We start from the raw sequence: 14,912 nt of genomic DNA, 5'->3' as shown, positions 1-14,912 counted from the left end.
ACTATACCCAACCCCGCTCGCGTGCGAGACGCACTGCCGTGTGCCGGTTCTCCGCACCGATCTTGGTGGCGGCCGACGACAGGTAGTTGCGTACCGTTCCCTGGGACAGCGAGGCCCGCTCGGCGATCTCCGCGACCGGCGCCCCGTCCGCCGCCAGTTCGAGCACCTCGGCCTCCCGGGCGGTCAGCGGCGAGTCCCCGGCGGAGATCGCGTCGGCCGCCAACTCCGGGTCCACGTAACGGTTTCCGGCGTGGACGGTACGGATGATCTCGGCGAGCCTGCGGGCGCTGACCGTCTTCGGGACGAACCCGCGCACCCCGGCGGCCAGGGCCCGCTTGAGATGCCCGGGGCGGCCGTGGCTGGTCACGATCATGGTGCGGCAGCGGGGGAGTTCCGCCCGCAGGGATGTGGCGACCTTCACACCGTCCGCCCCCGGCATCTGGAGATCGAGGACGGCGACATCGGGCCGGTGCGCGAGGGCCATCGCGAGCGCCTCGGGGCCGCTCGCCGCCTCCGCGACCACCATCAGGTCCTCCTCCAGGGCGAGCAGCGCGGCCAGTGCTCCCCGGATCAGGTGCTCGTCATCGGCCAGCAGGACCCGCAGGGGTCGGTCGGTGCCGGTGGTCATCGTTCCTCCGGGATGGTGGGAAGAGGGGTGGCGGCGAGGGGCGGGCGGCCGTGTGCACCCGGACGCGGGTCGGCGGCGAGCGGCACCGTGGCCGTCACCCGGAAGAGGCCGCCCCCGGAGCCCTCGGCGGCTCCGGAGCCATCGGAATCCGCAGCGCCGCCGACGCCTGTAGCGGCTCCGGAACCCCTGGTGCTCCCGGCGCCGCCGAAGCCACCGGGCCCCTTGCCGCCCCCGGCGGCCCCCGAGCCCGTAGCGCCCCCGACGACTCCGGCCGTCAGCGATCCGCCCAGCGCGCCCAGCCGCTCGCGCAGTCCGGCCAGTCCCGAACCGCCGCCGTCCGGGCCGGGCGCACCCGTGGAGGCCCCGTCGTTCTGCACCTCCAGCACCACCGCGTCCCGGGTCCGGGTGAGGCGGATCGCGCAGTGGCGCGGATCGCCGTGGCGCAGGACGTTCGTCGCCGCCTCCCGCACCACCCAGCCCAGGGCGGCCTGGACGGCCGCCGGAGCGCCGAGGCCCGCCGGGCCGTCGGCGCCCTCGACGGTGCAGGTGATTCCGGCGGCCTGCAACACGCCCTGGGCGCCCATGAGTTCGGTGGCGAGGTCGGCCTCCCGGTAGCCCCGTACGACATCGCGTACCTCTTGCTGGGAGGCGCGTGCGATCCGCTGCACCTCGACCATCTGGTCCACCGCAGCCGGGTTGCCGCGCTGTGCCAGCTCCACGGCCAGCTCGCTCTTCAGCGCGATCACCGCCAGATTCCGGCCCAGCACGTCGTGCATGTCCCGGCCGAACCGCAGCCGCTCCTCCGCCACCGCCAGCCGGGCCTGCATGTCCCGCGCCTCCTCCGCCTGCCACATCACCGACAGGCTCCAGCCGCTGGGGCGTACGGAGCTGACCACCAGCGTGATGGCGATCGCCATCGTGGCGCCCGTCGCCAGCAGCGGGGTCCCGCTGCCTCCGAAGACCGCCAGCAGCGCGAGGAAGGCCGCGATGTAGGCCGCGCCGTGCAGCAGGAACTTCCGGGCGGGTACGAGCAGGGCGTACGGCACTCCGAACGCCACCGGCAGGTCCATCGCCAGCACCGGCAGCGACTCGTCGTCGATCCCGCCCACCGCCGCCAGGGCGATCGCCAGCCCGGACATCGCCACCAGGAGCACCGCCGGGAGCCGCAGCAGGCGCAGGGGGAAGGGCTCCGCTCCCCGGTAGTGGGCGAAGGCGGGTCGCACGTTGAGGTTGCTCAGCACGGACTGGGTGATGTTCAGGACCAACAGGGCCGCACCGATGGCCAGTGCCCAGGCGCCCCGGTCCAGGATCGTGCCGAGCGGCAGCAGGCCCCAGGTCAGCAGGAAGATCCAGGTCATCGCGCAGAGGGTGACCCGGGTGTAGAGGTCGATGCGCTGGAGCTTGGTGCCCTCGTGCCAGCCCCGCCGCCAGCCCCGTACCCGACCGATCACGCCTGTCAGCCCTTTCATCTCGCCCCCGCGCGGAAGACTCCTGCGGACGGCCCCTGCGGAAGGCTCCCGGTGGAGCCGCCCGGTGCGCCGCTCAGCCGCGCGGGTCCCAGCGGAACCACCGCTGCACAGCAAACACCCCGAACGCGGTCCAGGCCAGCGCGGTCACCCCGGCTGTGACCAGGTCACCGCTCTCCACGCCGCCGAGCCAGCCGTGCCGGATCAGGGTCATCACGCCCGTCATCGGCAGCAGCTCGAACACCGACGCCAGCCGGTCCGGGAACACCTCCAGCGGGACGAAGAGCCCGGAGCCGAACAGCGAGACGAAGTACAGCGGCAACGTGGTGAGCTGCGAGGTCTGCACCGTACGGGTCACCACGGCGGTCGCCGCGGCCAGCGCCGACATCAGCAGGAAGCCCAGCAGCAGCCCGGCCACCAGCAGATCGAGCCGGTGCGGTGCGCTCAGGTCGAAGGCGAGCGCACCCGCCACCACCAGCAGCACGCACTGGGCCAGGGCCAGCGCCACGGACGGCAGCGCGGTGCCGGTGAGGATCTCGCGGTCGGAGATCTCGCCGGTGCGCAGCCGCTTCAGGACGAGCTCCTCGCGCCGGGCGACGTACGCGGAGACGAGGTTCATGTAGACGACCTGGACCAGCACCATGCCGATGCCGCCGGTGAGGGTGGCGCCCGCGACGGTGAGGCCGGTGCCGCCGAGGTCGATCTGTTCGAGCGAGGACCGTATCGCGAAGATCATCACGAGCGGCACCAGCAGGGCCACGACGATCGCGGTCCGGTTGCGCACCAGGAGGATCAGCTCGGCGCGCCCGAGCGCGGCCAGCCGTCGGGCCACGGCCGGGGTGTTCGCGGTGGGTCGGGTCGCGGCCGCCCGGTCGTGCACGGGGGGCGTGGTCGTCGTCATGCCGTCACCTTCTTCGTCCGGGTGGTGCGGGTGGGCCGGGCCGGAACCTGGCGGGGGTCCTCGTCCCGGGGTGCGTGCTGGGTCTTCGCGATGTCGAGGAACGCCTCTTCCAGCGAGGCGGAGCGGGCGTCGAGCCCGTGCAGCCGTACGCCCGACTCCCGGGCCCACTCCAGGAGTTCGTGCAGCGACTCCTGGAGGGCGGGGGTGCGGATCTCGACCCGCTGCCCCTCGGCCGCCGCCCGGAGGGAGAGCGGCAGGCGGGCCGCGGGCACGGCCTCGGGCAGGACGAACCGGATTCGGGCGGGCTGCTGTGCGGTCACCTCGGCGATGGTTCCGGACGTCACGATCCTCCCCTGGTGCATGATCGCCAGCCGGTCCGCGAGCGCCTCGGCCTCCTCCAGGTAGTGCGTGGTCAGCAGCACGGTCGTGCCGCTGTCCCGCAGCGCCCGGACGAGCTCCCAGGTCTCCTGCCGCCCCTCGGCGTCCAGCCCCGTCGTCGGCTCGTCGAGGAAGAGGACCTCGGGCCGGGAGGTCAGGGCCAGCGCCAGGTCGAGCCGGCGCTTCTCACCGCCGGACAGCTGCTTGACCCGGACCTTCGCCCGGGCGGTCAGGCCGACCATCTCCAGGGCCTCGGCGGCGGGGCGGGCGCCGGTGGTGCAGGCCGACCACATGCGAACGGTCTCCATGACCGTGAGGTCGGAGGGGAAGCCGCCCTCCTGGAGCATCACCCCGGTACGGGGGCGGACGGCGGCGCGTTCGCGGTACGGGTCGTGGCCGAGGACCCGGACGGTGCCGTCGGTCGGCAGTGCCAGGCCCTCCAGGAGCTCCACGGTGGAGGTCTTGCCCGCCCCGTTCGTCCCGAGCAGGGCGAACAGTTCGCCGCGGGCCACGGAGAAGGAGATCCCGGACACGGCCTCGAAGCCGCCGGCGTAGCGGCGCCGGACCCCGTTCGCCTCGATCACGGGAGCGTCCACGCGGTCGCTGAGGATGTCGTCGCTGGTCATGCTTCAAGGTTTCCGCCGGAGAGGGCCCGTCGGCAGTGCGCGCTGTCATGACTGCCCATGACAAACGTCATGGGCGGAGTGCGGGCACGACAAAGGCCCCGATCGAAATCGATCGGGGCCTTTGATCCGAGCGGACGACCAGGTTCGAACTGGCGACCTCAACCTTGGCAAGGTTGCGCTCTACCAACTGAGCTACGTCCGCATTGCAGCCACTCGGCTTTCACCGGTGGAGCGAGCACTACTCTACCTGATCCAGCGAAGTGGTCTGAAGAGGTCGTGCAGAGCGGGTGACAGGAATTGCACACTGCGCCTTCCCCCTGGAAGGGGGATGTTCTACTACTGAACTACACCCGCACGCTGCGTGGGATTCGGCTTTGCGGCCTCGCCCCTCGGCGTGCTCCAGACTCTAGCCGACCTGCGGGGGTGTCGCGCAAGTCGGCTCCCGGCGGGTCCCGTCGCACGGGTCCCCGAGGGGGCGTTCGCGGTGCCCCGCGCCCCGCCTGACGGAGCGTCCGCCGCCGGACCCCGGGGCCCGATGGCGGACGCCGTGCTCTCAATCGGAGGCCTGGAACGCCTCGTAGACCTTCTTCGGGATGCGGCCGCGGGCCGGCACCTCCATGCGGTGCGAGCGGGCCCAGGCGCGGACGGCCGCCGGGTCCGGCGCGAGGGCGGTGTGGCGGTAGGCCGTGGGCGTCCTGCCGTGTTTGCTGGCATTTGTCTGCTTTCGACCGGCCGCCATGTAAGGCGCCAGGGTCTTCCGCAGTTTCTTCGCGTTGGCGGGATTGAGGTCGATCTCGTACGTCTTCCCGTCCAGGGCGAAGGTCACCGTTTCCGCCGCTGCTCCCCCGTCGATGTCGTCGGAGAGTGTCACCACTACGCGCTGAGCCACGGATATCGGTCCTTTCCTACGGCATCGGCGCGTTCTGCGTACGCGGATGCCGGCCTTCCGGCTGTCAGGCGGGCGGATGCGGATCGACATGATGTCGACTGTTCCGTTGTCCCGGGGCAATGCTGCTTTCCCCGGTAATCATTTGTACAGCGACGGGTACCGCATTGTGAAGCCCAGCCAATTGCATCCGCGTGTCCGTGCGCAATCCGTGCACAATCCGGGCGAGATTTTTTCCGGACCTTTTCCCGTGCGGTGTCCCGGCCGATATCTGGACGTGATCTCCGTCGGGTCCCCTCCGTCTCCGTGCCGCCCGATATCTACCCGCGTAGAAATTTTGGGCAGGTACGCTGAGTGGACCCGCGGGGGTCTGGGGAACCCCCCGGAGAGACAGCCGCACCACACCACCACACCGGGAGTGCCAGTGGCACGCGTCGTAGTCGACGTCATGCTCAAGCCCGAGATCCTCGACCCGCAGGGACAGGCGGTGCAGCGCGCACTGCCCCGTCTCGGCTTCGAGGGAATCGCGGACGTTCGTCAGGGAAAGCGTTTCGAGCTGGAGGTCGAGGGGCCGGTCGACGACGCCGCCCTCGCCCGCATTAACGAGATGGCCGAGACGTTCCTCGCCAACACCGTCATCGAGGACTTCGTCGTGAAGGTGGAGGAGAAGTGACCACCCGTATCGGCGTCGTCACTTTTCCCGGCACCCTCGACGATCAGGACGCCCTGCGCGCCGTCCGGATCGCGGGCGCCGAGCCCGTGTCCCTGTGGCACCGCGACAAGGACCTGCACCAGGTCGACGCGGTCGTCCTCGCCGGTGGTTTCTCCTACGGGGACTACCTCCGCGCCGGAGCCATCTCCCGCTTCTCGCCGGTCATGGAAACGATCGTCGAGCAGGCGAAGGCCGGTATGCCGGTCCTCGGCATCTGCAACGGCTTCCAGATCCTGACCGAGGCGCACCTGCTGCCCGGCGCGATGCTGCGCAACAACCACCTGCACTTCATCTGCCGCGACCAGAAGCTGCGGGTGGAGAACGCGGAGACGGCCTGGACCGCGGACTACAGCGCGGGCCAGGAGATCAGCGTCCCGCTCAAGAACATGGACGGCCGCTACACCGCCGACGAGCGCACGCTGGATGAGCTGGAGGCCGAGGGCCGCGTCGCCTTCCGCTACCTGGACGGCAACCCCAACGGCTCGCTCCGGGACATCGCGGGCATCACCAACGCCGCGGGCAACATCGTCGGCCTGATGCCGCACCCCGAGCACGCCGTGGAGCCGCTCATCGGCACCGGCCGCACCGACGGCCTCGGTTTCTTCACCTCGATCATCAAGAAGCTGGTCAACGCATGAGCCTGGATACGGTCAAGCACGCGGCCGAGACCCCGGACGCCGAGCAGCCCTGGAAGGAGCTCGGCCTCAAGGAGGACGAGTACGCCCGGATCCGCGAGATCCTGGGCCGCCGTCCCACCGGCGCCGAGCTCGCCATGTACTCGGTGATGTGGTCGGAGCACTGCTCGTACAAGAGCAGCAAGGTCCACCTCAAGCAGTTCGGCGAGAAGGTCCCCGCCAACGACGCGATGCTCGTCGGCATCGGCGAGAACGCCGGTGTGGTCGACGTCGGCCAGGGGTACGCGGTCACCTTCAAGGTCGAGTCGCACAACCACCCTTCGTACATCGAGCCCTACCAGGGCGCGGCCACCGGCATCGGCGGCATCGTCCGCGACATCCTCGCGATGGGCGCCCGCCCGATCGCGGTCGTCGACCCGCTGCGCTTCGGCGCTGCCGACCACCCCGACACCAAGCGCGTCCTGCCGGGCGTCGTCGCGGGCATCGGCGGCTACGGCAACTGCCTGGGCCTGCCCAACATCGGCGGCGAGGTCGTCTTCGACGCCTGCTACCAGGGCAACCCGCTCGTCAACGCCGGGTGCATCGGTGTGATGAAGCACGAGGACATCCACCTGGCCAAGGCCTCCGGCGCGGGCAACAAGGTCATCCTGTACGGCGCCCGCACCGGCGGCGACGGCATCGGCGGCGTCTCCGTGCTGGCGAGCGAGACCTTCGAGTCCACCGGACCGGCGAAGCGCCCCGCCGTCCAGGTAGGCGACCCGTTCCAGGAGAAGCTGCTCATCGAGTGCACCCTGGAGATCTTCGGCGAGAAGCTCGTCGACGGTATTCAGGACCTCGGCGGCGCCGGTCTCTCCTGCGCCACCTCCGAGCTGGCCTCGGCCGGCTCCGGCGGGATGCGCGTCGAGCTGGACACCGTGCCGCTGCGCGACTCCTCCCTCTCGCCCGAGGAAATCCTCATGAGCGAGTCGCAGGAGCGCATGTGCGCGATCGTCGAGCCGCAGCACGTGGACCGCTTCCTGGAGATCTGCGAGAAGTGGGACGTCATCGCCACCGTCATCGGTGAGGTGACCGAGGGCTCCCAGCTGGAGATCTTCTGGCACGGCGAGCAGATCGTGGACGTGCCGCCGCGCACGGTCGCCCACGAAGGCCCGGTCTACCACCGCCCGTTCGCCCGCCCGTCCTGGCAGGACGCGCTCCAGGCGGACGACGCGGGCAAGCTGGCCCGTCCGGCGAACGCGGCCGAGCTGCGCGAGCAGGTCCTCAAGCTGGTCGCCTCCCCGAACCAGGCCTCGAAGTCCTGGATCACCGACCAGTACGACCGTTTCGTACAGGGCAACACCGTCCTCGCGATGCCCGAGGACGCGGGCATGGTCCGCATCGACGCCGACTCCAACCTGGGCGTGGCCATGGCGACCGACGGCAACGGCCGGTACGCCAAGCTCGACCCGTACGCGGGCGCCCAGCTCGCGCTGGCGGAGTCGTACCGCAACGTGGCCGCCTCCGGCGCCAAGCCGCTGGCCATCTCCAACTGCCTGAACTTCGGTTCGCCCGAGGACCCGGATGTCATGTGGCAGTTCGCCGAGGCCACCCGCGGTCTCGCGGACGGCTGCCTGGAGCTGGGCACCCCGGTCACCGGCGGCAACGTCTCGCTGTACAACCAGACCGGCGAGACGGCGATCCACCCGACGCCGGTCGTGGCCGTGCTCGGCGTGATCGACGACGTCACCCGGCGTACGCCGGTCGCCTTCGCGGAAGAGGGCCAGCTCCTCTACCTGCTGGGCGACACGGCAGAGGAGTTCGGCGGCTCGGCCTGGTCCGAGGTCGTCCACAACCACCTCGGCGGCCTGCCGCCGAAGGTGGACCTCGGCCGCGAGAAGCTGCTCGCCGAGATCCTCATCTCGGCCTCCCGCGACGGCATGGTCGACGCCGCGCACGACCTGAGCGACGGCGGTCTGATCCAGGCCGTCACCGAGTCCTGCCTGCGCGGCGGGAAGGGCGCCCGGCTGGTCGTGCCGGACGGCCTGGACGCGTTCACGTTCCTCTTCTCGGAGTCGGCGGGCCGCGCGGTCGTCGCGGTCCCGCGCAGCGAGGAGCTCCGCTTCACCGACATGTGCGGGGCGCGCGGTCTGCCCGTCACCCGCATCGGTGTCGTGGACGGCGAGGAGATCGAGCTCCAGGGCGAGTTCTCCATCCCGCTGAGCGAGCTCCGTACGGCCCACGAGGCGACGATCCCCGCGCTGCTCGCCTGAGCCGGAGCCGCGTCGCACCGTACGCCCGAAGCCCCCGCCCGGATGACCCGGGCGGGGGCTTCGGCCTTCCCGGAACCTGTTCCGGAACTCTCTTGATGGAAATTACGTAATTACGTAAGGTTGGTGTCATGGAGCTGGAGGAGCGGGTCGCCGAGCTGGAGAGGCGGCTCACGGCGCTTGAGCGGCAGGACCGCGAGGCGCCCCGCCTGGGCGACGGCGGCCTCTGGGCGCTGGAAGGGCTCAAGCAGCAGCTCGCCGACGCCGGGGAGGCCGCAGCCGACGGCGGGGTCCTCTACACGGGCTCGGTCCGGCTGCCCACCGGCGAGCAGTACGAATGGCAGTACGGCGCCTTGACCGAGGCGCTGCTCGACGGGGGCGCGGAGCAGGGGGACGAGGGCCAGGAGGGCGACGCCTGGGCGGGTGCCGCCGAGGCCCTGGCCGCGCTGGGCCACCCGGTCCGGCTGCGCCTGCTCCGCGAGATCCTCGGCGGCCTGCGCACGACCGCCGAGCTGGCCGCGCTCGACGGGGTCGGCACCACCGGCCAGATCTACCACCACCTGCGCCAACTGACCGGCTCGGGCTGGCTGCACGCGGCCGGGCGCGGACGGTACGAGGTTCCGGCCGCCCGGGTCGTACCGCTGCTGGTGGTGCTGACGGCGGCGCGGCCGTAGACCGACGTCCGCGGACGGCTTACGACGAGACGACCTACGACAACAGGGGGAAGCTGAAGATGTCCGTTCGCAGTGCCGTGGAGAGGGCCCACCGCATCTCCTGGGTGGTCCTGTTCGCGCTGGTGACCGCCGAGTTCCTCACGGATCTGCCCGGACCGGGGTGGACGACCACCCTGCTGCCCGCGGCCGTCGTGTCGGTCCTCCTGCTGACGACGCTCGCGCTCCAGACGAGGGCCGCCGCGCCCCGGGGCGAGCCGCGGGACCCGGTGGCGGTCGACCCGCCGGTGGCCGGGCGCTGGGCGGCCCTCAACAGCCCGGCGGACAAGGCCCCGAGCCACGGGACGCACGTCTACGGTCAGACGTACGCGATCGACATCCTGGCCGACCCGGAGCCGGCGGACGGCGGGGCTCCGGCTCGTCCGCCGTTCCGGATGCTGTGGCCGGTCTTCCGCCGCAACCGCGACTTCCCGGCCTTCGGCGCCCCGCTGCTCGCGGTGGCCGACGCCACGGTCGTGGCGGCGAGCGACGGCCAGCGCGACCACCTGAGCCGCAACTCGCTTCCCGCGCTCGCCTATCTGATGCTCGTCGAGGCCAGCATCCGGTCGGTCCTCGGCGTGCACCGGGTCTTCGGCAACCACGTCATCCTCGACCTCGGGGACGGTACGTACGCGGCCTACGCCCACGCCCAGCGCGGCTCGCTGACGGTGAAGGCGGGGGACACGGTCCGGGCCGGGCAGCGGATCGGCCGGTGCGGGAACTCCGGCAACACCACCGAACCCCACCTCCACTTCCAGCTGATGGACGGCCCGGATCTCGACACCGCCCGGGGCGTCCCGTTCACCTGGCGGGGCGTCGGAGTCCCGGCGGGCGGCGAGACGTTCACGGCCGGGGAGCAGGTCGAACCAGCCTGACCGGGCGATGTCGGAGGGGCCGGTTAGTCTCGGCCCCATGACCCCGGCCAAGAAGCGCCCGCGCGCCTACGACCACCTCAGGACCCGGACCGCCGTCCTCGCACAGTTCGGCCATGTGCGGGACGCCGTCCGCACGTTGACGCCCGACCAGCTCGCCCGGCCCACCCGGCTCGGCCCCTGGACGGTGCGCGAGCTCGCCGCGCATGTCGCGATGGGGCTCGCCAGTGTCGGCCGGTCCCTGGACCAGCCGGAGCCGCCCGGCCCCAAGCCCGAGGTCATCCTGCCCCGGTGGCCCTCGGTCACCGCGGCCCACGCCGGCCGGATCGCCGAGGACGTCGAGGAGCTGGCGGCCGCCCGTCGCGACCTGGCCGCGCTGTACGAGGAGGCGGAGGCGGGGTTCACCGCGGCTGTCCCGGCGTCCGGCACCGGAGAACGGCTGCTGGCCACCCGGGTCGGCTCCATGCGCCTGACCGACTACCTGGTCACCCGGACCGTCGAGCTGGTCGTCCACACGGACGACCTGAACGAGGCGCTCGGACTGGAGATCCCGTACGACCGGCAGGCCCTGGCCGCCTGCACCCGGCTGCTGGCGGACGCCCTCGCGGACCGGGCGCCCGGCGGTTCCGTCGAGGTGCGGGTCCCGCCGTTCGCGGTGGTCCAGTGCATCGGCGGCCCCAAGCACACGCGCGGCACCCCGCCCAATGTCGTGGAGACCGGCCCGCTGACCTGGATCCGGCTCGCCACCGGGCGTACGGAATGGGCGCGGGCCCTGGCGGACGCCGAGGTCAGCGCCGGCGGCGAGCGGGCGGACCTGGCCGCGCTGCTGCCCCTGATGAGCTGAGCCCGAGGGCGCGAAACCGGATCGGCCCCTCGTACCGTCCCATCGCCATGCACACACAACGTATGGCCCTCAGCGTCAGCGTCCTGGCCCTCCTCACCCTCGCCGCCTGCGGTACGGAGCCGGGTTCCGGGTCCGGTTCCGGCGCGGGCTCCGGCGACCGCGGCGACACCGTGCGGAGCGATGTGCCCGTCACGGGGGTGCGGTGGAACGTGGACTCGGTCACCGTCGGGGGCAAGAAGACCGAGGCGCCCGACGGTGCCCGGCTGGAGATCGACCCGAAGGGCCGGGCCACCGCGAACTTCGGCTGCAACCACATCAGCGCCGAGGCCCGGGTCGAGGGCGACCGGATCACCGTGGGCGGGCCCGTCTCCACGCAGATGGCGTGCGAGGAGGACATCGAGGCGTTCGAGAGGGCCGCCACCCGCGTGCTCACCGGCGAACTCACCGCGAAGCTCGCGGGCAAGGAGCTCACCCTCACCACCGGCGGCGGCGACACCGTCGCGCTCAGCGAGCAGTCCGCCGCCGATCTCGTGGACACCCGTTGGGCGGTGAACACCCTGCTCAGCGGCGAGAGCGCGACCTCCGTCCCGGCCGATCTGCCCCAGGAGCGGACGCCGCACCTCACCTTCCGCGAGAACGGCACGGTCGAGGGCGACTCCGGCTGCAACGCCTTCCACGCCAAGGCCACGGTGAAGGGCGACACCATCACCTTCGGGCCGGTGGCCGGGACCCGCAGGATGTGCCCGAAGGCGGAGATGGAGACGGAGCGCGCGGTGCTCGCCGCCCTCGACGGCAAGGTGACGTACACGATCAAGGGACAGACGCTCACGCTCACCGCCGCCGACGACAAGGGGATCGCCGCCACGGTCGCGGACGCGGAGGGCGCCCCGAAGACCCCGCGGCAGCACGGCTGACTCCGGCCACAGGCCCCGGCACACCGCGCGTACGGTGTGAGGCTCACCACGAAACGAGCGTTCGGCCAGCGGTCGGGCCGGGGCCCGGGGGCCTCACCGAACGCCACGGCCGGGCGGTCGTCACCGGGTCGCGGCCTCCGGTCCCGGCGGACGCCCCGACCGGCCGGTAACCGGCTCCTCAGCCGGGCGGCAAGCGCCGGACGCCGGCCACGGGGGGCCTGCCCGCCCTTCGGCCACTCACCCTGGGTGACCGGCCGAAGCCCCCCGAAACGCCCTCCCGGCACCGGCCCGCGACGCGTTCCCCGTGCTCCGCCGTGCCTTTGCCGACCGGTCCCGAATTCGGACCAGTGGTCGATCTCGCCTACACTCGGTGCTGTGCCCCGTGGTGATGGACGACTCAACCACGACCTGCTCCCCGGAGAGAAAGGCCCCCAGGACGCTTGTGGCGTCTTCGGTGTCTGGGCTCCGGGTGAAGAGGTCGCCAAGCTCACCTATTTCGGACTGTATGCCCTGCAGCACCGTGGACAGGAGTCCGCGGGCATCGCAGTGAGCAACGGGTCCCAGATCCTGGTCTTCAAGGACATGGGACTGGTCTCGCAGGTCTTCGACGAAACGTCTCTGGGTTCTCTCCAGGGCCATATCGCGGTCGGTCATGCCCGCTACTCCACCACCGGTGCCTCGGTGTGGGAGAACGCGCAGCCGACGTTCCGTGCCACCGCGCACGGCTCGATCGCCCTCGGCCACAACGGGAACCTGGTCAACACCGCCCAGCTCGCGGAGATGGTCGCCGACCTCCCGCGCAAGGACGGCCGCGCCACCCAGGTCGCCGCGACCAACGACACCGACCTGGTGACCGCGCTGCTCGCCGGTCAGCGCGACGAGGACGACAAGCCCCTCACCATCGAGGAAGCCGCCGCCAAGGTGCTCCCCGACGTCAAGGGCGCCTTCTCCCTCGTCTTCATGGACGAGCACACGCTCTACGCCGCCCGCGACCCGCAGGGCATCCGCCCCCTGGTCCTCGGCCGGCTGGAGCGCGGCTGGGTGGTCGCCTCCGAGTCCGCCGCCCTCGACATCTGCGGCGCCAGCTTCGTGCGCGAGATCGAGCCGGGCGAGCTCGTCGCCATCGACGAGAACGGTCTGCGCACCTCGCGATTCGCAGAAGCGAAGCCCAAGGGCTGTGTCTTCGAGTACGTGTACCTGGCCCGCCCCGACACCGACATCGCCGGGCGGAACGTCTACCTCTCCCGCGTGGAGATGGGCCGCAAGCTGGCCGCCGAGGCCCCCGTCGAGGCGGATCTCGTCATAGCGACCCCGGAATCCGGCACCCCCGCCGCGATCGGGTACGCGGAAGCCAGCGGCATCCCCTTCGGCGCCGGACTGGTGAAGAACGCCTACGTCGGCCGGACCTTCATCCAGCCCTCGCAGACCATCCGCCAGCTCGGCATCCGGCTCAAGCTGAACCCGCTCAAGGAAGTCATCAAGGGCAAGCGCCTGGTGGTCGTCGACGACTCGATCGTCCGCGGCAACACCCAGCGCGCCCTGGTCCGGATGCTCCGCGAGGCCGGAGCGGCCGAGATCCACATCCGGATCTCCTCCCCGCCGGTCAAGTGGCCCTGCTTCTTCGGCATCGACTTCGCGACCCGCGCCGAGCTGATCGCCAACGGCATGACCGTCGACGAGATCTGCACCTCCATGGGCGCCGACTCGCTCTCGTACATCTCGATCGACTCGATGATCGAGGCGACGACGATCGACAAGCCGAACCTCTGCCGCGCCTGCTTCGACGGTGAATATCCGATGGAGCTCCCGGACCCCGAGCTGCTCGGCAAGCAGCTGCTGGAGACCGAGCTGGCGGCGGGCCCCGCGGCGACCGCCGCGGCCGACGCGCTGCGCCGTCCGTGACCCGGACCGGTTCCGCGTCCCTCCCTCCCCAGCCCCGTATCTCCACACGAAAGATCCCAGGCCATGTCTGAGACAACAGGTGCTTCCTACGCGGCGGCCGGCGTCGACATCGAAGCCGGTGACCGTGCCGTCGAGCTGATGAAGGAGTGGGTGAAGAAGACGCAGCGTCCCGAGGTCGCGGGCCTCGGCGGCCTCGGCGGGTTCGCCGGTCTCTTCGACGCCTCGGCGCTCAAGCGCTACGAGCGCCCGCTCCTGGCCTCCGCCACGGACGGCGTGGGTACCAAGGTGGACCTGGCGCGGCAGATGGGCGTGTACGACACCATCGGCCACGACCTCGTCGGCATGGTCGTGGACGACCTCGTCGTCTGCGGTGCCGAGCCGCTGTTCATGACCGACTACATCTGCGTCGGCAAGGTGCACCCCGAGCGTGTCGCGGCCATCGTGAAGGGGATCGCCGAAGGCTGTGTCCTGGCGGGCTGCGCCCTGGTCGGCGGCGAGACCGCCGAGCACCCGGGTCTGCTGGGACCGGACGACTTCGATGTCGCCGGAGCCGGTACGGGCGTGGTCGAGGCCGATCGCCTGCTCGGCCCGGACCGTATCCGCAAGGGTGACGCGGTCATCGCCATGGCGTCCTCCGGTCTTCACTCCAACGGGTACTCGCTCGTCCGCCATGTGGTCTTCGACCGGGCGGGCTGGACGCTGGACCGGCAGGTCGAGGAGTTCGGCCGGACGCTCGGCGAGGAGCTTCTGGAGCCCACCCGGATCTACTCCCTGGACTGCCTGGCGCTCACCCGGACGACCGAGGTGCACGGCTTCAGCCACGTCACCGGCGGCGGCCTGGCGAACAACCTGGCCCGGGTCATCCCGGACGGGCTGCACGCCACCGTCGATCGCTCCACCTGGACGCCCGGCGCGGTCTTCGACCTCGTCGGCAAGGCCGGGAACGTGGAGCGGCTGGAGCTGGAGAAGACGCTGAACATGGGCGTCGGCATGATCGCGATCGTCCCGGCGGACTCGGTGGACGCCGCGCTGACGACCCTGGCCGACCGCGGGGTCGACTCCTGGGTCGCCGGTGAGATCACCGACCGCGGTGACCGCACCACGGGAGCCGAGCTGACCGGCAGCTACGCACGCTAGGAAGCATGCCGTTGTGCGCCGGGCGTCCGCCCGGCGCACAACGGACGAAGGTGTC

Annotated in this window: 14 protein-coding genes and 2 tRNA genes; 9 read left to right on the top strand and 7 right to left on the bottom strand. The window is 71.4% G+C overall.

Annotated features, from left to right (window positions below):
• Position 1: 1 nt before the first annotated feature.
• The 7 genes from ACZ5WC_RS30045 to ACZ5WC_RS30015 all read right to left on the bottom strand — a co-directional run bounded on the left by ACZ5WC_RS30045 (position 2) and on the right by ACZ5WC_RS30015 (position 4,888).
• The gene (locus ACZ5WC_RS30045; RefSeq protein WP_096631296.1) at positions 2 to 628 is read right to left on the bottom strand and encodes a response regulator transcription factor; all 627 of its coding nucleotides are present in this window, start codon (positions 626 to 628) and stop codon (positions 2 to 4) included.
• A complete protein-coding gene (locus tag ACZ5WC_RS30040; protein WP_468543754.1) occupies positions 625 to 2,097 on the bottom strand; it encodes a sensor histidine kinase in 1,473 nt (490 codons plus the stop codon). The genes ACZ5WC_RS30045 and ACZ5WC_RS30040 overlap by 4 nt, the downstream gene beginning before the upstream one ends.
• A 73-nt stretch (positions 2,098 to 2,170) precedes the next feature.
• Positions 2,171 to 2,995 carry an ABC transporter permease gene (locus tag ACZ5WC_RS30035; protein WP_468543753.1) on the bottom strand — a complete coding sequence of 275 codons (825 nt, stop codon included), beginning with the start codon at positions 2,993 to 2,995 and terminating at the stop codon, positions 2,171 to 2,173.
• Positions 2,992 to 3,999, bottom strand: coding sequence for an ABC transporter ATP-binding protein (locus tag ACZ5WC_RS30030; RefSeq protein ID WP_468543752.1), 1,008 nt, complete (start codon positions 3,997 to 3,999; stop codon positions 2,992 to 2,994). The genes ACZ5WC_RS30035 and ACZ5WC_RS30030 overlap by 4 nt, the downstream gene beginning before the upstream one ends.
• Before the next feature lie 129 nt (positions 4,000 to 4,128).
• A tRNA-Gly gene (locus ACZ5WC_RS30025) sits at positions 4,129 to 4,201 on the bottom strand.
• Positions 4,202 to 4,281: 80 nt separating this feature from the next.
• Positions 4,282 to 4,353 (bottom strand) — tRNA-Gly (locus ACZ5WC_RS30020).
• A 199-nt stretch (positions 4,354 to 4,552) separates the two neighbouring features.
• On the bottom strand, positions 4,553 to 4,888 hold the full coding sequence (locus tag ACZ5WC_RS30015; RefSeq protein ID WP_468543751.1) for a histone-like nucleoid-structuring protein Lsr2: 336 nt from the start codon (positions 4,886 to 4,888) through the stop codon (positions 4,553 to 4,555).
• A gap of 421 nt (positions 4,889 to 5,309) precedes the next feature.
• Between ACZ5WC_RS30015 and purS the strand changes: the two genes are divergently transcribed.
• The 9 genes from purS (at position 5,310) to purM (ending at position 14,857) form a co-directional block, all read left to right on the top strand.
• Positions 5,310 to 5,558, top strand: a complete 249-nt coding sequence (purS, locus tag ACZ5WC_RS30010) for a phosphoribosylformylglycinamidine synthase subunit PurS (RefSeq protein WP_069744404.1) — start codon at positions 5,310 to 5,312, stop codon at positions 5,556 to 5,558.
• Entirely contained in the window at positions 5,555 to 6,235 is a 681-nt protein-coding gene (purQ, locus tag ACZ5WC_RS30005; protein WP_468543750.1) for a phosphoribosylformylglycinamidine synthase subunit PurQ, read from the top strand. The genes purS and purQ overlap by 4 nt, the downstream gene beginning before the upstream one ends.
• Positions 6,232 to 8,481, top strand: a complete 2,250-nt coding sequence (gene purL / locus ACZ5WC_RS30000; RefSeq protein ID WP_468543749.1) for a phosphoribosylformylglycinamidine synthase subunit PurL — start codon at positions 6,232 to 6,234, stop codon at positions 8,479 to 8,481. Before purQ ends, purL begins: the two co-directional genes overlap by 4 nt.
• 128 nt (positions 8,482 to 8,609) lie before the next feature.
• Positions 8,610 to 9,152: an ArsR family transcriptional regulator gene (locus ACZ5WC_RS29995; protein ID WP_468543748.1), complete on the top strand. Its 543-nt coding sequence runs from the start codon at positions 8,610 to 8,612 to the stop codon at positions 9,150 to 9,152.
• Between the two features lie 59 nt (positions 9,153 to 9,211).
• Positions 9,212 to 10,063, top strand: a complete 852-nt coding sequence (locus tag ACZ5WC_RS29990) for a M23 family metallopeptidase (protein ID WP_468543747.1) — start codon at positions 9,212 to 9,214, stop codon at positions 10,061 to 10,063.
• 37 nt (positions 10,064 to 10,100) lie between these two features.
• The gene (locus ACZ5WC_RS29985; RefSeq protein WP_468543746.1) at positions 10,101 to 10,904 is read left to right on the top strand and encodes a maleylpyruvate isomerase family mycothiol-dependent enzyme; all 804 of its coding nucleotides are present in this window, start codon (positions 10,101 to 10,103) and stop codon (positions 10,902 to 10,904) included.
• 47 nt (positions 10,905 to 10,951) lie between these two features.
• Complete coding sequence (locus ACZ5WC_RS29980) at positions 10,952 to 11,818, top strand: META domain-containing protein (protein ID WP_468543745.1); 867 nt, start codon at positions 10,952 to 10,954, stop codon at positions 11,816 to 11,818.
• Between the two features lie 375 nt (positions 11,819 to 12,193).
• Entirely contained in the window at positions 12,194 to 13,720 is a 1,527-nt protein-coding gene (purF, locus tag ACZ5WC_RS29975) for an amidophosphoribosyltransferase (RefSeq protein ID WP_468543744.1), read from the top strand.
• A 63-nt stretch (positions 13,721 to 13,783) separates the two neighbouring features.
• On the top strand, positions 13,784 to 14,857 hold the full coding sequence (gene purM, locus ACZ5WC_RS29970) for a phosphoribosylformylglycinamidine cyclo-ligase (protein WP_468543743.1): 1,074 nt from the start codon (positions 13,784 to 13,786) through the stop codon (positions 14,855 to 14,857).
• Positions 14,858 to 14,912: the final 55 nt, after the last annotated feature.

Source organism: Streptomyces sp. NPDC033165 (genome assembly GCF_055577965.1).
This window is presented reverse-complemented; position numbering and strand designations above follow the sequence as displayed.